The following is a 20,408-nucleotide window of genomic DNA, read 5'->3' as shown; positions in this document are numbered from 1 at the left end:
CTTTCGTCACGTGGCTCTTCTCGTCAATTGTACGCGGCGGGAAGCGCGGCGGTCTCCGGACGGCTTTGACCGCAGGGCCTCCCACCCGCACCGTGGGCGACTCGCCGAAACCGCCTGCGGAACGGATTGTTACGTACCAGAAACCGTTCCGCACGGCGCTCCGAATCTATGGGATAGTGCGACAAAAGGGGCGCCCGTCCGAGGGCGCAACGATCACGGGGGGCAGGGTATGGCGGAGCGCAGGACAGCTGACGTTCGAGCTATCAGGCGCGCATGTGCCCCTCTCGCCGAGAACCTACTCTCGCTACCTGGCGCGCGCTAGGGAGTGGCCCATACCCTTGCGCGCGCGTCCGTGCCGCCGCTCCCCTTGGGAACGGGGCACTTTCTTTTGAGCCATGCGCCAGAGAAGCCAAGCCCACGGCATACGAGAAAGGCAGCTCACATGACCAGGAAGATTCACATCTTTGACACCACCCTGCGCGACGGCGAGCAGAGCCCCGGCGCCTCCATGAACACCGAGGAGAAGCTCGTCATCGCCCAGCAGCTCATCCGCATGGGCGTGGACGTCATCGAGGCGGGATTTCCCATCTCCTCTCCCGGTGACTTCCGCTCCGTGGCAGAGATCGGCCGCCTGGCGGGCGACGACTGCGTGGTCTGCGGCCTCACGCGCGCCGTCGAGAAGGACATCGACCGCGCGGCAGAGGCGCTGGCTACCGCCAAGCGCCCGCGCATCCACACCGGCATTGGCGTCTCGCCCTCTCACCTGCATGACAAGCTGCGCATCACCGAGGACGAGTGCGTCGAGCGCGCCATCCACTGCGTGGAGTACGCCAAGCGCTACGTGGAGGACGTCGAGTTCTACGCCGAGGACGCGGGCCGCGCCGACCAGGCGTTCCTCGAGCGCGTGATCCAGGCCGTGGTGAAGGCCGGCGCGACCGTCGTGAACATTCCGGACACCACGGGCTACCAGCTGCCCGAGGACTTCGGCCGGCGCATCAAGGGGCTCGCGGACAACGTCATTGGCATCGAGAATGTCATCATCTCCGTGCACACGCACAACGACCTCGGCATGGCCACGGCCCTTGCCCTCCAGGGCGTGAAGAACGGCGCCCGCCAGATCGAGTGCACCGTGAACGGCCTGGGCGAGCGCGCCGGCAACACCGCGCTCGAGGAGGTCGTCATGGCCATCAAGATGCACGGCGAGGAGCTCGACGCTCACACCGACATCGTGACCCAGGAGCTCACGCGTGCGAGCCACCTCGTCAGCCGCATCACGGGCATGAGCGTCCAGGCCAACAAGGCCATCGTGGGCGCCAACGCCTTCGCGCACTCCTCGGGCATCCACCAGGACGGCGTCCTCAAGGCCCGCAACACCTACGAGATCATCGACCCCGCCGACGTGGGCGCCGCCGGCTCCGAGATCATCCTCTCTGCTCGCTCCGGCCACGCCGCGCTGCGCCACCGCCTGGCCGAGCTTGGCTACACCTTCGAGGACGCCGAGTTTGATGAGGTCTATCAGCGCTTCCTTGAGATCGCGGACCAGAAGAAGGAGGTCTACGACGAGGACCTCGAGTCCATGGTCCAAGAGCGCCAGCGCGACGTTGCCGCCGTCTACACGCTCGAGGCGCTGCAGGTCTCCTGCGGCGACCCGCTCATCCCCACGGCCACGGCCACGATCACTGACGAGCTGGGCGTAAGCCACGTGGTGGCCGCCACCGGCGCCGGCCCCGTTGACGCCGCCTACCAGGCCATCGACAAGGTCGTGGCGGTCCACGGAGACCTTGCGGAGTTCTCCGTCAAGGCCATCACCCGCGGCATCGACGCCATCGGCGAGGTCACGGTGCGCATCACGGCCGAGGACGGCCGCGTCTACACCGGCCGCGGCGCCGACAACGACATCATCGTCTCGAGCGCCAAGGCGTACGTGAACGCCATCAACCGCATGATCCAAACCACCCGTTCCAAGGAGGGTAAGTAGCGGCTAGAAGCTTTTCTCGCCGCTGCAGCCTTCATCGAGCTGCCTTCCGCGGGAGGTTGTTCCCGCGCGCAGTTCTTTGCGAAGCAAAGCTGTTTGAGCACGGGGACAACCTCCCGCGAGCTCTACGGAAGGAGAGACATGGCACGTCCCATGACCATGGCCGAGAAGATCCTGGCCGCCCACGCCGGGCTCGAGGAGGTCGTCCCCGGGCAGCTCGTGGAGTGCGACCTCGACCTCGTGCTCGCCAATGACATCACGGCGCCCATCGCCATCAAGACCGTGCGCGAGATCGGCGCTGGCGTCTTCGACCGCACCAAGATCTGCCTCGTGCCCGACCACTACGCCCCCAACAAGGACATCAAGAGCGCCGAGCAGACCAAGGTCACGCGCGACTTTGCCCACGAGTACGAGATCGAGCACTACTACGAGCAGGGCTGCATGGGCATTGAGCACGCCCTTCTCCCCGAGCGCGGCATCGTGGTCCCCGGCGACCTTGTGATCGGCGCGGACTCGCACACCTGCACCTACGGCGGCATCGGAGCCTTCTCCACCGGTGTGGGCTCCACCGACGCCGGCGTGGGCATGGCCACCGGGCGCGCCTGGTTCAAGGTTCCCGAGACCATCCGCATCGTCGTGGACGGCGAGCTTCCCGCTGGTGCCTCCGCCAAGGACGTCATCCTCTACGTGATCGGCAAGATCGGCGTGGACGGCGCCCTCTACTGCGCGATGGAGTTTGCCGGCTCCACGATCGAGGCCCTCTCCGTGGAGGGCCGCCTCACCATTGCCAACATGGCCATCGAGGCGGGCGGCAAGGCGGGGCTCTTTGAGGTTGACGACACGTGCCGCGAGTACGTGCGCCGCCGCAGCCAGCGAGCCTTCGTCGAGTACCACCCCGACGAGGACGCCCAGTACAAGCAGGTCATCCACATCGACGCCGCGGACATCGTCCCCACGGTCTCCTGGCCGCACCTGCCGAGCAACACGCATCCCGTGGCAGAGAGCCGCGACATCACGATTGACCAGGTCGTCATTGGCTCCTGCACCAACGGTCGCATCGAGGACATGCGCGCCGCGGCCGAGGTGCTCTGCGGGCGCACCGTCGCCGACGGCGTTCGCTGCATCGTGATTCCCGCCACGCAGGGCGTCTGGCTCGAGTGCGTCCACGAGGGCCTCATGGACATCTTCATCAACGCGCACTGCGTGGTCTCAACGCCCACCTGCGGCCCGTGCCTGGGCGGCTACATGGGCATCCTCGCGGCGGGGGAGCGCTGCGTCTCCACCACCAACCGCAACTTCGTCGGTCGCATGGGAGACCCGACCTCAGAGGTCTACCTCGCGAGCCCGGCCGTTGCCGCGGCGTCCGCCGTGGCGGGCCACATCGCCCTGCCGTCTGACCTGTAGGGCTCCGCAGGCTGCCGCCCAGCCGCCGTCTCCGGAGCGGGCGGGCCGTGGACGATCTTCTGGGAACAACGTCCATGGCCCGCCCGCTCTTCTTGCTCGTCGGGGCGCACGCAGCCAAAGTGCCTTATAAAAGAATGCAGATCGGTGAGCGTCATGGGGAGAGAAGGGGCAACCATGTACTTCATTGGCGTCGACCTGGGCACGTCTGCCTGCAAGTTCCTGCTCATGGACGAGCGGGGCGAGATTCTCAACATCACGAGCGGGTCCTACGACGTTGAGTACCCGCGTCCCGGCTGGAGCCAGCAGAACCCCGAGGACTGGTGGCGCGCGGTGCGCGAGGGTGTTCCCGAGCTGCTCGCGGGCTTTGACGCCTCCCAGGTGGCGGGTATCGGCTGCGGCGGCCAGATGCACGGCCTGGTTGCCCTGGACGAGAAGGACCAGGTGATTCGTCCCGCCATCCTCTGGAACGACGGCAGGACCGGCGAGCAGGTCCGCTTCCTTAACGGGGAGGTGGGCATCTCCCGGCTGCTCAAGCTCACCGGCAACATCGCCTACGCCGGCTTCACCGCGCCTAAGCTCCTGTGGATGCGCGACGAGGAGAGCGAGCTCTTCTCGCGCATCGCGCACGTGCTGCTCCCCAAGGACTACCTGAACCACCTGCTCACGGGCGAGTACGCAACCGACGTCTCGGACGCCTCGGGGATGCTGCTCTTTGACGTGGAGCGGCGCACGTGGAGCGACGAGATGCTCGAGCTCTGCGGCCTCACCCCGGCGCAGATGCCGCGCGTCTACGAGAGCTACGAGCCCATCGGCACGCTGCTTCCCGAGGTCGCCGACGAGCTGGGGCTTCCACGAGGCGTGGTCGTGGCCGCCGGCGCGGGCGACAACGCCGCCGCGGCGGTGGGGACGGGCGCCGTGGGCGCGGGCACGATGAACATCAGCCTCGGCACGTCCGGCACCGTGTTCATTCCCACCGCGGAGTTTGCCTCGGGGGTGGGGGACCGCATCCACTCCTTCTGCCACGCGGACGGGGCCTGGCACCTCATGGGGTGCATCCTCTCGGCGGCGAGCTGCAACGCCTGGTGGGTGAACGACGTGCTCGGCACAGACGACATGGCGGCCGAGCAGGCGGGGATCGACGGGTCCTCTGCCCGCGCCGACCTCCCGTACTTCCTGCCGTACCTCATGGGCGAGCGCACCCCGCTCAACGACGTCAACGCCCGCGGCGCCTTCGTGGGCATGAGCATGTCCACCACGCGCTCGGACCTCACGCGCGCCGTGCTCGAGGGCGTTGCCTTTGCCGTGCGCGACTCGGTGGAGATCGCGCGCTCGCTCGGCGTTGACGTGACGACCTCGACGGTGTGCGGCGGCGGCGCGAAGAGCCGCCTCTGGCTGCAGATGCTCGCTGACGTGCTGGGCATCGAGCTCGTCTTGCCCACCACCGAGCAGGGGCCGGGCTACGGCGGGGCCATGCTCGCCTCCGTTGCGGCGGGCGCCTACCCCTCCGTTGCGGCGTGTGCGGGCGCCATCGTGGGCGAACGCGAGAGGATCGAGCCCAAGCTCGAGCTCACCGCAGCGTACGAGCGGCGCTATCAGATCTGGCATGGGCTGTACCCCGCGCTGAGGGATACGTTTGAAACGATGGGAGCCCGCAACGACTGAGGCCTGTTCCGTGGAGGACCCGTCCCTTGCCACACGAGAGCCCGAGCATCCTTGAACGTATATAAACGTTTATAAACACCGTGTACCCACGTTTTGCTCGCGGTATGCCGATACCGAGAGAAATGCTACCGTTCGCAGATTTGTGTCAGGCCTAAACGTTTAATAAACTGACCCTATCTATAGAGCAAATTGGCTGGGGCGCACCGCGCTTCTCGCGCCCCGAGGAGAGGAGTAACAGCATGGCCATCACGTCCAGCAACATCCCTGACGTCAAGGTTGGCATCGTCGCCGTCTCGCGCGACTGCTTCCCGATCGAGCTCTCCGAGCGCCGCCGCGCCGCCGTTGCGGCCGCCGCGGCCGAGCTCGGCGTCGACGCCGTCGAGGTGAAGAAGACCGTTGAGTCCGAGGCCGACGTCGAGCCCGCCCTCGCCGAGGCGGTTGCCGCCGGCGCCAACGCGCTTGTCGTGTTCCTCGGCAACTTTGGTCCCGAGACGCCGGAGACCCTGCTCGTCCAGAAGTTCGACGGACCGGCCATGTGCGTGGCCGCCGCCGAGGGTGACGGCGACCTCGTGAACGGCCGCGGCGACGCCTACTGCGGCATGCTCAACTGCAGCTACAACCTTGGCATGCGTCACCTCACGGCGCACATCCCGGCCTACCCGGTGGGCACCGCCCCCGAGGTCGCGCAGATGATCAAGGACTTTGTGCCCGTGGCCCGCGTGGTCATCGGCGTGCGCAACCTCAAGATCATCTCCTTCGGGCCGCGCCCGCAGGACTTCTTTGCCTGCAACGCCCCGATCAAGGGCCTCTACCAGATTGGCGTTGAGATCGAGGAGAACTCCGAGCTCGACCTTCTCGTTGCCTACAAGGCCCACGCCAACGACCCGCGCATCGCAGACGTCTGCGCCGACATGGCCGCCGAGATGGGCGAGGGCAACTACTACCCCGACCTCCTCGAGCGCATGGCGCAGTTTGAGCTGACCCTGCTCGACTGGGCCGAGCAGCACAAGGGCGCCCGCAAGTACGTGGCCTTTGCCGACAAGTGCTGGCCCGCCTTCCCCGAGGAGTTTGGCTTTGAGCCCTGCTACGTGAACTCCCGCCTCGTTACCCGCGGCATCCCCGTGGCCTGCGAGGTCGACATCTACGGCGCCCTCTCCGAGTACATCGGCATGTGCGCCTCCGACGACACGGTGACCCTGCTCGACATCAACAACTCCGTGCCCGCCTCCCTCTACGAGGAGCAGATCGCCGACAAGTTCGATCAGGACTGGAAGCTCACGGACACCTTCATGGGCTTCCACTGCGGCAACACCCCGAGCTGCAAGCTCTGCGCCGACCGCGCGGTCAAGTACCAGCTCATCCAGCACCGCCTGCTCGAGCCCGCCGGCTCCGAGCCGGACTTCACCCGCGGCACCCTCGAGGCGGATATTGCCCCGAGCCAGATCACGTTCTACCGCCTGCAGTGCGACTCCGACGGCGTCCTGCGCAGCTACGTTGCCGAGGGCGAGGTCCTGCCGGTCACGACCTGCTCCTTCGGCGGCCGCGGCGTCTTTGCCATCCCGGAGATGGGCCGCTTCTATCGCCACGTCCTGATCCAGAAGCGCTACCCGCACCACGGCGCGGTTGCCTTCAACCACTGCGGCCGCGTCCTCTTTGACGCCCTGCGCTTCCTGGGCGTTGAGGACATCGCCTACAACCAGCCCAAGAGCCTCCCGTACCCCACGGAGAACCCCTTCGCGTAAGGCTGGGATTGCTCGGCTGACCTGACCAGAAGAGCGGGCGGCTTGCGGGCGTCTCTCCCAAAGGGACTGTCCGCAGGCCGCCCGTTTGCCATGCGCGCGGGCCGTGGACGCTTTGGGCCGCCAAATCGTCCGCGGCTCGCGCGTCCTTCGTGGCCGCTTCCGTTTCAGCTCGAAGAACCCGTTCCCCTTTCCGCAAGAGCTCGCCGGCTCCGACGTTAGAATGACGCCAACGTATCCGTACGTTCTTCTCGACCATGAGCTGCCGGAACGGTTTTCGCGCAGTTCTTGCGCAGCAAACTGTTTGGGCGCAGGGATGATCCCGGCGGCACCACGGGCGTACAGAAAGGATGATCATGCAGTTCAAGGGGACCGTCTTTCGCTACGGGCGCGACATCGACACCGACGTCATCATCCCGGCGCGCTACCTCAACACCTCCGACCCGGCCGAGCTTGCCAAGCATTGCCTGGAGGACCTCGACCCCACGTTTGTGAGCCGCGTGAGCCCCGGCGACATCGTCGTTGCCGAGGAGAACTTTGGCTGCGGCTCCTCCCGCGAGCACGCGCCCGTGGCCATCAAGGAGGCCGGCGTGTCCTGCGTCATTGCCAAGAGCTTTGCGCGCATCTTCTACCGCAACTCCATCAACATGGGCCTGCCGATCCTCGAGTGCCCCGAGGCCGTTGACGCCATCGAAAACGGTGACGTGGTCTGCGTGGACGCGGACACCGGCACCATCACTAACGAGACGACGGGCGCCACGTTCCACGCGCAGCCGTTCCCGCCGTTCATCCAGGAGATCATCAACGACGGCGGTCTTGTCGCGCGCACCAAGCGCGTCATGGCCGAGAAGGGCGGCACCGAGTAATGTCTTCCACGACCTACCGCATCTGCACCCTGCCGGGCGATGGCATCGGGCCCGAGATCATCGCCGAGGCCAAGAAGGTCCTCGCGGCGCTTGGCGAGAAGTACGACGTCCAGTTCGTCTGTAAGGACCAGCTCATCGGCGGCGCTGCCATCGACGCCACCGAGGCGGCGGGCGGTCCCGTGAGCGCGCTTCCGGACGCCACGCTCGATGCCGCGCGCGCTGCTGACGCGGTTCTTCTCGCCGCGGTGGGCGGACCCAAGTGGACCGACACGCGCGTGGGCGCCGTTCGTCCCGAGCAGGGGCTTCTTGCCATCCGCAAGGAGCTGGGGCTCTACCTCAACCTGCGCCCGGTGCGCATGTTCGATGCGCTGATCGATGCCTCCACGCTCAAGCGCGAGGTGCTTACGGGCGTTGACCTGGTGATCGTCCGCGAGCTTACGGGTGGCCTCTACTTTGGCGGCCACGAGCGCATGATGGGCGTGGAGGGCGCCGGCGTGGGTGGTACCCGCGGCGAGTACGCGCGCGACATCCTCGAGTACTCCGAGTACGAGGTTGACCGCGTGGTGCGCTGGGCCTTTGACGCGGCGCGTCGCCGCAGGGGCGTGGTGCACTCCGTCGACAAGGCCAACGTGCTCGACACCTCCCGCATGTGGCGCGAGGTGGCCCACAACGTTGCCGCCGAGTACCCGGACGTCACGCTCGAGGACATGTACGTGGACAACGCCGCCATGCAGCTCGTTGCCAACCCGCGCCAGTTTGACGTGCTCGTGACCGAGAACACCTTCGGCGACATCCTCTCCGACGAGGCCTCCATGCTCACGGGCTCCCTTGGCATGCTCGCCTCCGCGAGCCTGGGTGATGGCACGGCCCTCTATGAGCCGAGCCACGGCTCCGCTCCGGACATCGCGGGGCAGGGGATTGCCAACCCGATCGCGCAGGTCCTTTCCGTTGAGCTCATGCTGCGCTATAGCTTTGGCATGGACGCTGCCGCCGACGAGCTGGCAGCCGCGGTCACGCGCGTGCTCGACGAGGGCTGGCGCACCGTGGACATTGCCGACGAGAGCACGCCCGCAGACAAGGTGCTCGGCACCGCGGCGATGGGCGACAAGATCGTGGAGGCCCTGGGCTAGGCGCTCCGGGCGCATGATACCTTGCTCCTGTTTGGGGACGCGGGCCGACGCTTCTTCTCGTGAAAGTGTCGGCCCGCGTCCCCGCGTTCTTATCGTGGGCGCATCCCGACGTTTTGGGCGTGAGAAGTGTCGCCTTGAGTCCCCGCGCGGTGACCGAGCGGTATCCTATCACCCGGAAACCTCGACGAAGGGACGCCCATGACCTACGACTTCACCTCGATTCTCGACCGAGCCGGCCACGATGCCATCGCCGTTGACGCCATCGGGGCTCCCGGCTCTGGCTACCCCGCGCCGGACGCGGGCTTTGACCCCATTCCCATGTGGGTCGCAGATATGAACTTCCCCGTGGCCCCCTCGATCACGCGCGCCATTCAGGAGCGCCTGCAGTACCCGACGTTTGGCTACTTCAACGCAAGCGATGCCTACTACCAGGCCATCATTGACTGGCATCGCACGCGCAAGGGCGTGACGGACCTCGATCCGCACCACATTGGCTATCAGAACGGCGTGCTCGGCGGCGTGGTGTCCACGCTGCACGCATTTGCGGCGCCGGGAGACCCCGTGCTCGTGCACAGCCCCACCTACGTGGGCTTCACGCACAGCCTTGAGGACAACGGCTTCAGGATCGTCCACTCGCCGCTCGTGCGAGACGAGGAGGGCGTCTGGCGCATGGACTACGAGGACATGGAGCGCCGCCTTGCCGACGAGCGCATCCACGTGGCCATCTTCTGCTCCCCGCACAACCCCTGCGGGCGCGTCTGGGAGCGCTGGGAGATCGAGCGCGCGATGGCGCTGTACGAGAAGTACGACTGCGTGGTCATCTCGGACGAGATCTGGTCCGACATCGTGCGCCCCGGAATCACGCACATCCCAACGCAGTCCGTGTCCGTGGACGCGCGCATGCGCACGGTTGCCCTTTACGCGCCGAGCAAGACCTTCAACCTCGCCGGCCTCATTGGCAGCTACCACGTCATTTACAGCGACTACCTGCGCGATCGCGTGACCACGCGGGGCAAGAAGACCCACTACAACTCGATGAACGTGCTCTCGCAGCATGCGCTTATCGGCGCCTACTCCGCAGATGGCCGCGCGTGGGCGGACGAGCTCAACCAGGTGATTGCCGGTAACGTCGACTGGGCGTGCGGCTACATAGCAGAGCACTTTGGTGGCGTTGACGTCTTCAAGCCCCAGGGCACCTACATGCTCTTCCTCGACTGCTCTCAATGGTGCGAGAAGAACGGGCGTGACGTCGAGTGGTTGCTGCGCGAGGGGTGGCGCGTGGGCGTGTACTGGCAGGACGGCCGCGCGTTCAACGGCCCCTGCCACATCCGGATGAACCTCGCTCTGCCGCTCTCGCGCGTGCAGGAGGCCTTTGAGCGCCTCGACGCTCACGTCTTCAACGCCTGATGACCCAGCGCGCGGCGCCGCTCGTCAAAACGTGACGTGCGGCGCCGCGCCTTTCCTAGGCGAGCAGTCCCTGTGAGAACGCCTGGTCAACGGTCCTCTGAAAGCGTGGCGACACGCGGTTCTCGGCATCCGGGATGTCTCGCGCGTAGTCAAGGAGCTGCTCGGCGCTCTCCACGAGCGGGTGCGCACAGAGGTCCCTCAGCTGCTCAGCTATGAGCGGGAGCGCCTCGGGCCGGGGCCGCGGCGAGAGATGGAGCGTCTTTCCGTCCGTGACGATGCCTCCCTTGAAGGGTAGCAGTACCAGGAGCTGGAGAGACGGAATGTGGTGCACGTGGCTGTCTGCAGGGTCCTGCATCGCGCCCACCACAAAGAGTCGGTCGCGGTTCATGATGACGAGACGGTCCTCGTTGGCGTCCACGCAGGTGAACATGTCGCGCAGGGCATGGCGCCAGGGGAGCGCGCAGGCAAGCGCCTCGTCTGAGAGCCCCGCGGGGTTCTCGCGCACAAAGTCGTCCACAAGGGCGCGGTGTCGCCAGAGCGCCTCGGCTACGCGCCCGCCCTGCGTGTAGAGCATGGTGGGGCTTTCCGGCCGCTCGTGGACTAGCGCGGGGTCAACAACACCCAGCCGCTCGTTGGCATAGACGAGAAGCGCGTTCATGGTGGAGTAGAAGAGCTCGGTGTCCTTCTCGTCCATGTGCGTGTAGGGTGCCCGTGCCTGGTCGAGGACGTCTCCGATGGTCGTTGTGCATCTTCTCATGCTGTTCCTCCCTCGTTCGCCGTGCGAAGGAGGCTACCAGCGTTTGCGGATGCTTGTCTGTCCGTTATCTTCCCGCTGTCTGCGTGCCGAGGTGACGCACGGTGCCGTGTTGGATGCCGTGCCAAAAAACTCTGCGAATGGTCGCCAGAGCGCCCCGGGCGGCCTGAGTGATCTGAAATTGCATATATGGCCGATTGGTTTGCGTCACGGACGTTACCGCTCCGTCCTCAGACCCGTCGGATGCCCGCGTTGTCCGCAAAATAGTGCGGACAACGCGGCCCCACCCGGGTTCTTCTCGCCCGCCAAGCGCCGTTGTCCGCATTATTTTGCGGACAACGCGACCCCTTCCTGCCTGTTGGGGAGCTGTTGCGGTCCGTTTACCGAAAATGAGTGGGGGGGGGATGATGAATTCAGTGCTTCCTTTACTAACATTTCAGATATCTGCGGTTTGCCTGAAATGAAGGAGGCGCATCGATGAGACTTCCAGCGAGAAAAACCATCATCGGACTACTTTGCACGTTCCTCGCTCTTCTACTGCTTCCGTTAACTGCTAACGCATCACCGATTGACCCACCCGAGGATCCCCATCCCATAGATCTCTACGTCCTGAATGATGGGACATGGGAAAAGACTGTGGGAACCTATACCCCGAACAACTTTTGGGTGACGTCTAAGCCTCTTGAGAACGTGAAGGCGGACATTGAGCACCCGACCAAAGACGGAGAGGAGCCCGTTCTCTACTACGTGCTCGCAAAAGACCCCGAATCTGCAGGATACGGCACTACATACTGGAACCCGGACATGATTAACACGGGTTTGAGTCATATTGATTCGGGGAATGTGGTACCGATGAGCGGGGAGAGCGATCTCTACCTCGTTCCCATTTGGGTGTCGGACGGGACGGTTGCCGGCTCCGACGCCTCAATGACAGTCCATCTTGTTGACACGGCAAGAAGTTCCTCCATGTCAAAGCATGCGTTCAGAGATCCCGAGCACGAAATGGAGCAACAGAATAAAACCGTGGCGTGCGCAAAAAACGTCGTAGAGCTCCCGGATGGCGATTCCGTTGAGTTTCACGACGTCTCGTTTGACATTCCGGTGCTGACGGAGTGCCAAGAAACCAGTGTGAGCCTCCAATACCCTACGGAGGGGCGGTCAGACGTTTTTTTGAGCGAGACGAAGTCGACCCACGTCTCTATCTATAACGTTCCCGCGACCATGGAAGTTAGGGCAGATATCGATACGGGCTTCCAGCTTGCGGCCATGAACGATGATGGGTCGTATGACTACTATTACGTTGCTAGCGACAGTGTCAAGATTTACAGCGAAAAGTTGCCTGCGGGCCAACAGCTTGGGGGAGACATCGCCGTGTATGAGGTCACCATCTCCCTGCCCAACGCCAAAGAAGTCTATGGGTATGCTGACGATCTCTTCCAGAGGCGGGGAGATGACGGAGATTTCGGCGCGTTCTCATGGGACATCAGCCAGACCATTCCGGCTGGAACTACGCCCGATGACTGCAAGTGGATAGTGGCAACCAACAACGGGAACGGAACGTTCACCATCAAGACGGGGCACTATAACTTTGGGAACATTGACGGCTTCGGTACTCCTGACGGAGCAACGCATGCAACGCCTGAGGGATATGCCGCCATCGTCTGTAATCACTATGTATCCACTCTGAGAGCCTGGAACTCCTCGGTCATTCGAATCGTAGAGAAGGCGTCGACGGAGCCCGGAACTACCCCGGATGAGAAACCCGACACAGATCAGACCGCGAAAACCATTACGATGTACCGCCTCTACAACCAGTACACCGGCGAGCACCTCTACACGGCCTCGGCCTCCGAGCGCGACTCCCTCAAGTCCATCGGCTGGACCTACGAGGGCGTGGGCTGGGTGGCACCGGCCACGGGAGACCCCGTCTACCGCCTCTTCAACCCCTACAGCGACGACCACCACTACACCATGAAGGCCGACGAGCGCGACGCGCTCAAGAGGCTCGGCTGGCGCGACGAGGGCGTGGGCTGGTACTCGGGCGGCGATGTCCCGGTGCTGCGCCAGTTCAACCCCTACGCGGTGACCGCCACCCACAACTACACCGTCAGCAGGGAGGAGAACGACGCGCTGGTGAAGATCGGCTGGCGCGCCGAGGGCGCCGGCTGGTACGCAGTGAGCGCCAAGTAGCCTCGGGAGGCTGACGGACCTCGGGGCCCGCCCCAACCCGTGATCAGGGTGGGGCGGGCCCTTCTTTGCGATGAAGTGGAGGGGCCGCGTTGTGCGCAAATAAGTGCGGACAACGCGGGGCCACCCGGGTTCTTCTCGCCCGCCAAGCGCTGTTGTCCGCACTTTTTTGCGGACAACAGCGGGTCACCGGCCCGGCCTCGAGGGTATGTACACAGTTGTAGAAATGATGTTCTTCTCGCCAACGCGTGACCTGCGGTTTTGTTGGTGGGGGAGTCGCATAAATTCTGCAACAGTGTACATACCCTCGCTGCTCATCTCTACCGGCTCCCCGAAAGCCTGTGCTCCGCCCAGATTTCCGCCCGTCGGCCCCGCACGTTAGTTTTGACAAGGACACGGTTAGTTATTTCGACGTGGCGCCGCCCGACACCGCTTGGGCTATGTTCAGTCCTACAAGACCATCCGTGACAGGAGGTTCCTATGAAGCCAGCGTGGAGACCGCACATCCTGAGTGCGCTCATGGCGCTTCTCGTCTGCCTTGCTGTGCCCTCTGTGGCAAGCGCCGCCGAGTCCGTAACAATGTACAGGCTCTACAACCCGTGGACCGGAGAGCACCTCTACACCGCCAGTGAAAAAGAGTACAGCTCGCTGCCTGCATATGGTTGGCTCGCCGAGGGGGCGGCGTGGACGGCACCCATTAAGTCCCAGACTCCCGTTTGGCGACTCTATAACCCTTACGCTCCAGGAGGCGATCACCATTACACCACCAGCGAGCAAGAGTACGACCAGCTCCAGACCATAGGCTGGGAGGGAGAGGGCATCGCCTGGTACTCGGATGACGAGAAGGGCACAGCGCTGCAGCGCCTCTTTAACCCCTATGCGGCAACGGGTGCGCACCACTACACCGCAAACCTTGACGAGTGCAGCTCCCTCATCGCCAGGGGTTGGTGCTACGAGGGCGTTGCCTGGTACGGTATCGATACAGGAGATGCCGCTCAGGACTTTGATTGGGAGATTGACGAGAACGGCTTCAACCGAACCGCGGCAGAGGACCTGGTGCTGCTCTATACGGCATGGATTCCGGGCTACGACGAGAGCAGCACGACAGACGTCAACGTCATGCGACGCCCCGGCGGGGATACGACGCGCGATGAAGAGCTTATCTACTCGATGATTTATAAGACGTTTGCCAGCGGGCGCGAGACGCTCAACTACCCCAACAACGCCTATGGGCTCGTCTATGCTGAGCTCGATGACTTTGTGAACTTCTTTGTGCCATCAGAGACCGGTCGACAGATCATCTCCTCAATCTACGGGAGCTGCCCGAGCAATCTCAGCCAGTTCAGCGGAACGTACCTTACCTACGTTGGGGACGGCTGGAGGATGGGCATGGCGGACGGCCCGTTTGGCCGAAACATCAAGACGAGCAACTGGCAGACGAGCGGGGACTCCGTGACCTTTGACGCCGAGGTCACCTATTCCGACGGCATCGCCGACTCCACGGTGGCAAGCTATCGCGTGGAGGTCCAACGTGACGATGAGAGCCTCTTCGGCTGCCACCTCACCTCGATTGTGCGCACGCAGGTGCGGACGCTCGTGGGGTCGGGCTTGGTCAGAAACTGAGCGAGACGGTTTGGGCGCTTTCGGCCGTCGGTGTCCGCCGCGTGCCCGGGCGCCGAGGCCGCGCCTGCCCCTGACCGTCGCAATGGAACCGGTGAGTAAAGTCTCGTCTCGCTTGACCCTCCCTCAAGTATAGTAACGAGAGTGGTACTTGAGGGAGGGGGTGTGCCTGCCATGCTCAGCGTTGCGGTGATCGAGGACGACCCGGTCCAGCTCGAGCTGCTGGCGTCCATGGTGGAGGACTGTCTCACCGACGAGGGAGCCTGCGTGGAGCGCTGCGCCGGCCCCGACGCGCTCGTGGAGTGCCTGGTCCGGGGCTTTTCGCCCGAGCTTCTGGTGGCAGACGTCGTCTTGGGCGAGCCCGCGCTTGCCGCCGAGAAGGGCGAGGGGGAGCCCCAGACTGCCATAGACCTGGTCAAGCGCGTGCGAGCGCTGGGCGCAGATCCCGAGGTGGTCTACGTGACGGGCTACGAGGGGTACCACACGCGCGCGTACGAGACCGAGCACGCCTGCTTTCTGCTCAAGCCCGTGGAGCACTCCGAGATGGAGTTTGCCCTCGGATGCGCGCTGGAGCGCCTGCGGAGAAGGGCCCCGAGGCCGCTGGTGGTGCGTGCGCGCGCAAGCGAGCGCCTCGTGCGCCCGGATGAGATCGTCTACCTTGAGAGTAACCGTCGCGTGGTGAGGATTCACCTCGCAGATGAGGTGGTGGAGGCCTACGGCAAGCTCGGGGACTACGAGAAGAGGCTTGACGGCGCATTCGTGCGCTGCCATAAGAGCTTTCTCGTGAACGTCGCCTTTGTCTCGGGCCACCGTACCGGAGAGCTCGTTCTTTCGACGGGTGACGTCGTGCCCGTGAGCCAGAGCCGGAGGCGCGCGACGCAAGACGCCCTGCTCGAGTTTCTCCAGAGCTCCTAGGACGCGCATGGGTGTCCTGGAAGGCCTTCCCGCGGGCGTTCTTCTCGCCCTGCTCAACGTCAACGCCGTAATCAACTCCATGGTGGCGGACGTGGTCGCAAGTCGCATCCTGCCAATGCGCCGGCGCGCCCTCTTTCTGTTTCTCTGCTTCCTCGTTGCCTCCGTGGCGTTTGTGCGCGACTACTTCTTTTGGTCGCGCCTGCCTGTGGGCCTGCTCGAGCTCCTCGTGCTCCCGATGCTCTTCTGGACCTGCGAGGTCAGGCTCCGCGTCCTGGGCGTCATGCTCATTTTTGTGGCGAGGTTCGTCTGCGAGGCAACGGGCGCGGCTGTCTGGGAGGTCATGACGGGCGGCGCGCCGATTGGGAACGCGCAGATCTCCGATCACCTGATTGCCTGGCTTCTCGCCAACGTCCAGTGGTGCGTGATCATGTGGTGCCTGGGCCTGGGGATGCGATGGCTGCTCGATCGGGCGCGCGGCGGGCATGCATCCAAGCGCCCGATGGGAAGCCTGGCCCCGTATGTTGGGCTCTTTGCGCTGCAGATGGTCTTCGTGTGGGTCCTCATGTTCTTCTGCCTCCTGAGCCTTGACGACACGACGGGCTTCTTTGTGGGGCTCCTGCCGCTGAGCGCCATGATGGTGGCTGTGGACGTGCTGCTCGTGCGGGACTCCGGCCGGGCGGAGCAGGTGAGCGAATCCATGGACGCGGCGGACGAGGCGGAGCTTCGCCTTGAGGGGTATCTCGCGGAGATGTCCCGGCAGGGCGAGAAGAACGCCGAGACGGCGCGCCTGCGCCATGACCTGCGCAATCATCTTCAGGTTATGGATGCGCTGCTCGAGCGCGGTGAGACCGACCGGGCGGGCGCGTACGCACACGACGTGGCGGGCCGCCTGCGTACCACAGAAGGGGATGGCCCGCAGGAGGCGCCCGCAGTCGGAGAGCGGCCATGATGGCGGTTGCGTACGCGGCGTCGGTGCTGTCTCTGATGCTTCTCGGCGCTGTCTCCGTGCGGTTTTGGCTGGCCTCCAAGGGGCTCCCCGCCCGGCGGCGCCTGGCGCGCGTGGGGTACCCGATGAGCCAGCTGGTGCTGGTTGCGTATGCGCTATGGTCGGTCGGCCGGTTTGGCCTGGGAGCGGACGGCCTGTTCGCGATCTCCTGCACTGGCGCGGCCTGTGCTCTGATTGACCCGTGGCTGCTCAGGATGCTCGAGCGCTCCGAGCAGCTGGAGGCCCAGCGGGCGCGCGAGGCGCTTCTTCAGGAGCGTGCCGAGAAGTGCTGGGAGGCGCTGGAGGAGCTTCGTGCGAGCGGGGACTCCCTCGCGCGCCTGCGGGAGAGCCTTGCGACGGGACTTGACGACGTGGGGCGCGCGCTCGATGCGGGCAACACGGATGCGGCGCGCTCGGGGCTGAGGCGGATGTCCGAGGTCGTGGCCCCGGTTGACGAGCGGTTCTGTGAGAACGCGAGCGTGGACGCGCTCGTGGCGTCAAAGGTGACGGAGGCTCGTGCCCGGGGCGTGCGGCTCGACGTACTGGCCAGCGTTCCCGGGAGCTGCGACGTCCCCGACGTGGAGCTCTGCGCGGTCTTTGCCAACGTGCTGGACAACGCGCTCGCGGCGAGCGCGGAGCTGAGCGACGAGAGCCGACGCTGGGTGATGCTGCGCGCGAGCGTGCGGGCGGGGCATCTGGTGGTGCGCGCGACCAACCCCTATGACGAAGGGGTCTCGCGGCGCGCGACCTCCGGCGGCGAGAAGGACGGCGCGCCGCTGCACGGCTGGGGGCTCTCCATCCTGGAGGCGCTTGCCCGTCGGCATAGCGGGAGCGTCGTGGCCTCGGGGCAGGACGGCGTATGGACTACGAGCGTGGTGCTGCCGCTGGGGGAGTGAGGGCTGCCGGGCTGCGGGGTCCCGGCCAAAAGGGTATGCGCACTGTTGCGATTCTGATGTGCCCTCAGCTCCGACAAACCTGCAGGTCGCGTCTCGGCGAGAAGGACATCAATCTCGCAACTGTGCGCATACCCTCGCCGCCCGCCGCGCCGCCCGGCCGCCCCGCGCGGCGAAAGTGACGCCGGCAGGCCCGATTTTGACGGCGGCTCCCGCACAGGCGCCCCTTCGCCTAGCGTGGGAGGCGGCACGCGAGAGGCCCAAAGAGAAGGAGGACCCATGAGACGCAGGAGACTCGCCGCGCTGCTCGCGGTGGCGTTTGCCGTCGTGGCAGCGCTCGCCGGCCCGGGTGTGGCGCACGCGGCCGACACGCAGGTGATGTACCGCCTCTACAACCAGTGGAGCGGGGAGCACCTCTACACCGCGGACGCCAAGGAGCGCGACGCGCTGGCCGGGCTCGGCTGGACCAAGGAGGGCGAGGGCTGGGTCGCGCCGACGAAGTCGGGCACCCCCGTCTACCGCCTCTACAACCCCTACGCGCCCCAGGGCGACCACCACTACACCACCGACGAGAACGAGTACGACGAGCTCGGGAGGATCGGCTGGCGCAAGGAGGGCGTCGGCTGGTACTCCGACGACGACAAGGGGGTTGAGCTCCACCGCCTGTTCAACCCCTACGCGCAGTCCTGCACGCACCACTACACCGCGGGCGCCGAGGAGCGCGACGCCCTCGTGAAGATCGGCTGGCGCTACGAGGGCACGGCGTGGTACGGCGTTGACGCAGGCTCCTCCGGCGGCGCGAATGGCTACGACTACGTGCTGCGCAGCGGCGTCACTCAGCTCGAGGACTACACCCCCACCGGCGACACCTCGTTCAAGGCGCCCTCCTCGCAGAGCGACCTCAAGGTGGGCGACAAGATCGTCCTCGAGGCGACCGAGGAGAACCCCTTCGGCGCGGCTGGTACCGTCACTGCCGTGACCAAGAACTCCGACGGCACCGTCTCCGTGACGTTCAAGCAGGCGACCGACCCCTCCGAGGTCTTCTACAGTCTCGAGGCCACGCAGTGGGACGTTGCGATTGACTCCTCCATGGCCGAGGTTGAGGGTGCGGTCTCGGGCGCGGGCGGCGTCTCGGCGGAGGACAGCTGGTCTCCCTCGGGCGGCGCCATCGGTGACGGCTTCAACATCAAGCTGGACAACAGCGGCAGCTACGTGAAGGGCAACTTCAGCGTCAAGCCCACGATCGGCTACGACGTCAAGTGGACCCTTTTCGGCGGTCTCGAGCGCTGCGTGCTGGAGCTCGAGGGCGACGCGAGCATCAACGCCCAGGCGCACGTCCAGAACAAGAACGCGGGCAAGGACGTCAAGATTCTCGAGGCCAAGGTGCCCATCGCCTACGGCTTCTCCGTCGACATCCCACTGTACGTGCACGTGAGCCTGGAGGGCGACCTCACGGCCTCCGTTGACTACCAGATGGACACCACCGTGCGCCTGGACGACGGCGAGTGGGTCTCCAAGGACAACAGCACGTTCACGACCGAGCTCTCCGCCGCCATCCACATGCGTCTGGGCGGCAAGGTGGGCGCCGAGCTCAAGTGGCTCGAGGTCCAGCTGGTCGACGCCGCCGTGGACGCCGGCGCCGACGGCACCGCCAAGACTACGGTCCGCGAGACGGGCCTCACCTGCAGCGACCTCAACGCGTACGCGTACCTGGGCGTCGAGGTGGGCACCGGCACCAACTACCTGGTCAAGCTCGGCTGGACCCTCGACAAGGACCTCATTAACGAGAAGAACTCCCCGCTCAAGCTCGCCTGGCATTTCGAGGACGGCGAGCGCGTGCCGGAGTGCACGTACGGTAAGGACGGCGAGAAGCCTGGAGAACCCGAGGGCCCGTCGGGGGACGTGCAGACCGGCACCGATCCCGACTTTGATGGCATGCCCTTCCTCACAGATGAGGGCTGGGGCACCGAGCCGATATGGCAGGAGGACGAGGACGGCGACGCTGAGCTTGCCGAGCCGTTCTACATCAACGCGGGTACGTCGGTGACGATAAAGACGTCGAAGGACTATAGCGCTAGTTTGATGTTCGGCATTGATGGGAATACTGTTTATCGAACTAAGACTCAAACCAATGCTCAGCTCAGCACAGGTGTCCTGATGCATCCGGATAGTTTGAATGATGATGACTTTATTACGATTGAAGTGCTGGTTGGACGAGTGAAGGTGTGGAGTATCCATTGCTCGGGAGAGGGGGCGTGGCGTTCGCAGATTCCTTCGGTCACATTTGATACCTGCGAGACAGAGGAATTCCCCCTAGAGCTCTCGCAATACTCGCTCACGATGCACGTTGGAGACACTTTCAAGCTTGAAGCTTCTCAGTCGGTTACAGATTTGTATAACAAGCACGGATTTGAGTACGACGGCAAAAAGGTCTGGACATGGAGCGAGGATGACTGGAGAATAGCCACGGCAGATGTTGATGACAATGAGATGGCCGCAACTATTACAGCCCGTGCTCCGGGGGAAACGTACATTCGCGTCCGGTTTGGAACGACTATTGGCGGGAATGCAAATCACTTCGAGCGTATCTGCAAGGTCACGGTAGTCGAGTAGCCCCATCAGGGCATTAACGGGCGGCTGGAACCCAAGCAATGGGGTTCCCGCCGCCCCGCTTTTGTCGCTGGGGTCTACGGACGCCTTCATCCCCCCGGCGCCCTGCGAGGGCATGTACACAGTTGCGGGATTGATGTTCTTCTCACCGGGGCGTGACCTGCGGTTTTGTTGGCTTGGGGTCGCATAAAGCCTGCAACTGTGTGCATACCCTCGCGAGGCTCAGCGAAACCAGGTTGGCGCGCCACTCTTCCGCATGCC

At 64.8% G+C, this 20,408-nt stretch carries 14 protein-coding genes; 13 read left to right on the top strand and 1 reads right to left on the bottom strand.

Annotation, left to right across the window (positions count from 1 at the left end; translation table 11 throughout):
- Positions 1–442: 442 nt before the first annotated feature.
- From QUW25_RS05400 to QUW25_RS05370, 7 genes are all read left to right on the top strand, one after another.
- The gene (locus QUW25_RS05400; protein ID WP_289511197.1) at positions 443–1,978 is read left to right on the top strand and encodes a 2-isopropylmalate synthase; all 1,536 of its coding nucleotides are present in this window, start codon (positions 443–445) and stop codon (positions 1,976–1,978) included.
- A 138-nt stretch (positions 1,979–2,116) separates the two neighbouring features.
- On the top strand, positions 2,117–3,379 hold the full coding sequence (gene leuC / locus QUW25_RS05395; protein WP_289511196.1) for a 3-isopropylmalate dehydratase large subunit: 1,263 nt from the start codon (positions 2,117–2,119) through the stop codon (positions 3,377–3,379).
- A gap of 174 nt (positions 3,380–3,553) precedes the next feature.
- A complete protein-coding gene (gene xylB, locus QUW25_RS05390) occupies positions 3,554–5,041 on the top strand; it encodes a xylulokinase (protein ID WP_289511195.1) in 1,488 nt (495 codons plus the stop codon).
- A gap of 239 nt (positions 5,042–5,280) precedes the next feature.
- Positions 5,281–6,783, top strand: a complete 1,503-nt coding sequence (locus tag QUW25_RS05385; RefSeq protein ID WP_289511194.1) for an L-fucose/L-arabinose isomerase family protein — start codon at positions 5,281–5,283, stop codon at positions 6,781–6,783.
- 353 nt (positions 6,784–7,136) lie between these two features.
- A complete protein-coding gene (gene leuD, locus QUW25_RS05380; protein WP_289511193.1) occupies positions 7,137–7,646 on the top strand; it encodes a 3-isopropylmalate dehydratase small subunit in 510 nt (169 codons plus the stop codon).
- Positions 7,646–8,776, top strand: a complete 1,131-nt coding sequence (gene leuB / locus QUW25_RS05375; RefSeq protein WP_289511192.1) for a 3-isopropylmalate dehydrogenase — start codon at positions 7,646–7,648, stop codon at positions 8,774–8,776. Before leuD ends, leuB begins: the two co-directional genes overlap by 1 nt.
- A 198-nt stretch (positions 8,777–8,974) precedes the next feature.
- Positions 8,975–10,183, top strand: a complete 1,209-nt coding sequence (locus QUW25_RS05370) for a MalY/PatB family protein (protein WP_289511191.1) — start codon at positions 8,975–8,977, stop codon at positions 10,181–10,183.
- 55 nt (positions 10,184–10,238) lie between these two features.
- Here the strand turns inward: QUW25_RS05370 and QUW25_RS05365 are convergent, their stop codons facing one another.
- Positions 10,239–10,940 (bottom strand): hypothetical protein, encoded by a 702-nt coding sequence (locus QUW25_RS05365; protein ID WP_289511190.1) that lies wholly within the window; start codon positions 10,938–10,940, stop codon positions 10,239–10,241.
- 474 nt (positions 10,941–11,414) lie between these two features.
- Between QUW25_RS05365 and QUW25_RS05360 the strand changes: the two genes are divergently transcribed.
- The 6 genes from QUW25_RS05360 to QUW25_RS05335 all read left to right on the top strand — a co-directional run bounded on the left by QUW25_RS05360 (position 11,415) and on the right by QUW25_RS05335 (position 20,150).
- A complete protein-coding gene (locus tag QUW25_RS05360) occupies positions 11,415–13,127 on the top strand; it encodes a hypothetical protein (RefSeq protein ID WP_289511189.1) in 1,713 nt (570 codons plus the stop codon).
- Between the two features lie 477 nt (positions 13,128–13,604).
- A complete protein-coding gene (locus QUW25_RS05355) occupies positions 13,605–14,747 on the top strand; it encodes a hypothetical protein (RefSeq protein WP_289511188.1) in 1,143 nt (380 codons plus the stop codon).
- 171 nt (positions 14,748–14,918) lie between these two features.
- A complete protein-coding gene (locus tag QUW25_RS05350) occupies positions 14,919–15,659 on the top strand; it encodes a LytR/AlgR family response regulator transcription factor (RefSeq protein WP_289511231.1) in 741 nt (246 codons plus the stop codon).
- A gap of 7 nt (positions 15,660–15,666) precedes the next feature.
- On the top strand, positions 15,667–16,608 hold the full coding sequence (locus tag QUW25_RS05345; protein ID WP_289511187.1) for a hypothetical protein: 942 nt from the start codon (positions 15,667–15,669) through the stop codon (positions 16,606–16,608).
- Positions 16,605–17,540 (top strand): GHKL domain-containing protein, encoded by a 936-nt coding sequence (locus tag QUW25_RS05340; protein WP_289511186.1) that lies wholly within the window; start codon positions 16,605–16,607, stop codon positions 17,538–17,540. Before QUW25_RS05345 ends, QUW25_RS05340 begins: the two co-directional genes overlap by 4 nt.
- A gap of 276 nt (positions 17,541–17,816) precedes the next feature.
- The gene (locus QUW25_RS05335; RefSeq protein ID WP_289511185.1) at positions 17,817–20,150 is read left to right on the top strand and encodes a hypothetical protein; all 2,334 of its coding nucleotides are present in this window, start codon (positions 17,817–17,819) and stop codon (positions 20,148–20,150) included.
- Positions 20,151–20,408 lie beyond the last annotated feature (258 nt).

This window comes from Thermophilibacter provencensis, from assembly GCF_030372065.1.
Lineage (GTDB): Bacteria > Actinomycetota > Coriobacteriia > Coriobacteriales > Atopobiaceae > Thermophilibacter > Thermophilibacter provencensis_A.
Note: the sequence above shows the minus strand (reverse complement) of the source record. Positions and strands in the feature narration are given on the sequence as shown.

Coding starts and splice junctions, on each gene's coding strand:
- QUW25_RS05370 (WP_289511191.1), top strand. CDS start 8,975: ATGACCTACGACTTCACCTCGATTCTCGACCGAGCCGGCCACGATGCC.
- QUW25_RS05360 (WP_289511189.1), top strand. CDS start 11,415: ATGAGACTTCCAGCGAGAAAAACCATCATCGGACTACTTTGCACGTTC.
- QUW25_RS05345 (WP_289511187.1), top strand. CDS start 15,667: ATGGGTGTCCTGGAAGGCCTTCCCGCGGGCGTTCTTCTCGCCCTGCTC.
- QUW25_RS05350 (WP_289511231.1), top strand. CDS start 14,919: ATGCTCAGCGTTGCGGTGATCGAGGACGACCCGGTCCAGCTCGAGCTG.
- QUW25_RS05365 (WP_289511190.1), bottom strand. CDS start 10,940: ATGAGAAGATGCACAACGACCATCGGAGACGTCCTCGACCAGGCACGG.
- QUW25_RS05400 (WP_289511197.1), top strand. CDS start 443: ATGACCAGGAAGATTCACATCTTTGACACCACCCTGCGCGACGGCGAG.
- xylB (WP_289511195.1), top strand. CDS start 3,554: ATGTACTTCATTGGCGTCGACCTGGGCACGTCTGCCTGCAAGTTCCTG.
- leuD (WP_289511193.1), top strand. CDS start 7,137: ATGCAGTTCAAGGGGACCGTCTTTCGCTACGGGCGCGACATCGACACC.
- QUW25_RS05385 (WP_289511194.1), top strand. CDS start 5,281: ATGGCCATCACGTCCAGCAACATCCCTGACGTCAAGGTTGGCATCGTC.
- QUW25_RS05340 (WP_289511186.1), top strand. CDS start 16,605: ATGATGGCGGTTGCGTACGCGGCGTCGGTGCTGTCTCTGATGCTTCTC.
- QUW25_RS05335 (WP_289511185.1), top strand. CDS start 17,817: ATGAGACGCAGGAGACTCGCCGCGCTGCTCGCGGTGGCGTTTGCCGTC.
- QUW25_RS05355 (WP_289511188.1), top strand. CDS start 13,605: ATGAAGCCAGCGTGGAGACCGCACATCCTGAGTGCGCTCATGGCGCTT.
- leuB (WP_289511192.1), top strand. CDS start 7,646: ATGTCTTCCACGACCTACCGCATCTGCACCCTGCCGGGCGATGGCATC.
- leuC (WP_289511196.1), top strand. CDS start 2,117: ATGGCACGTCCCATGACCATGGCCGAGAAGATCCTGGCCGCCCACGCC.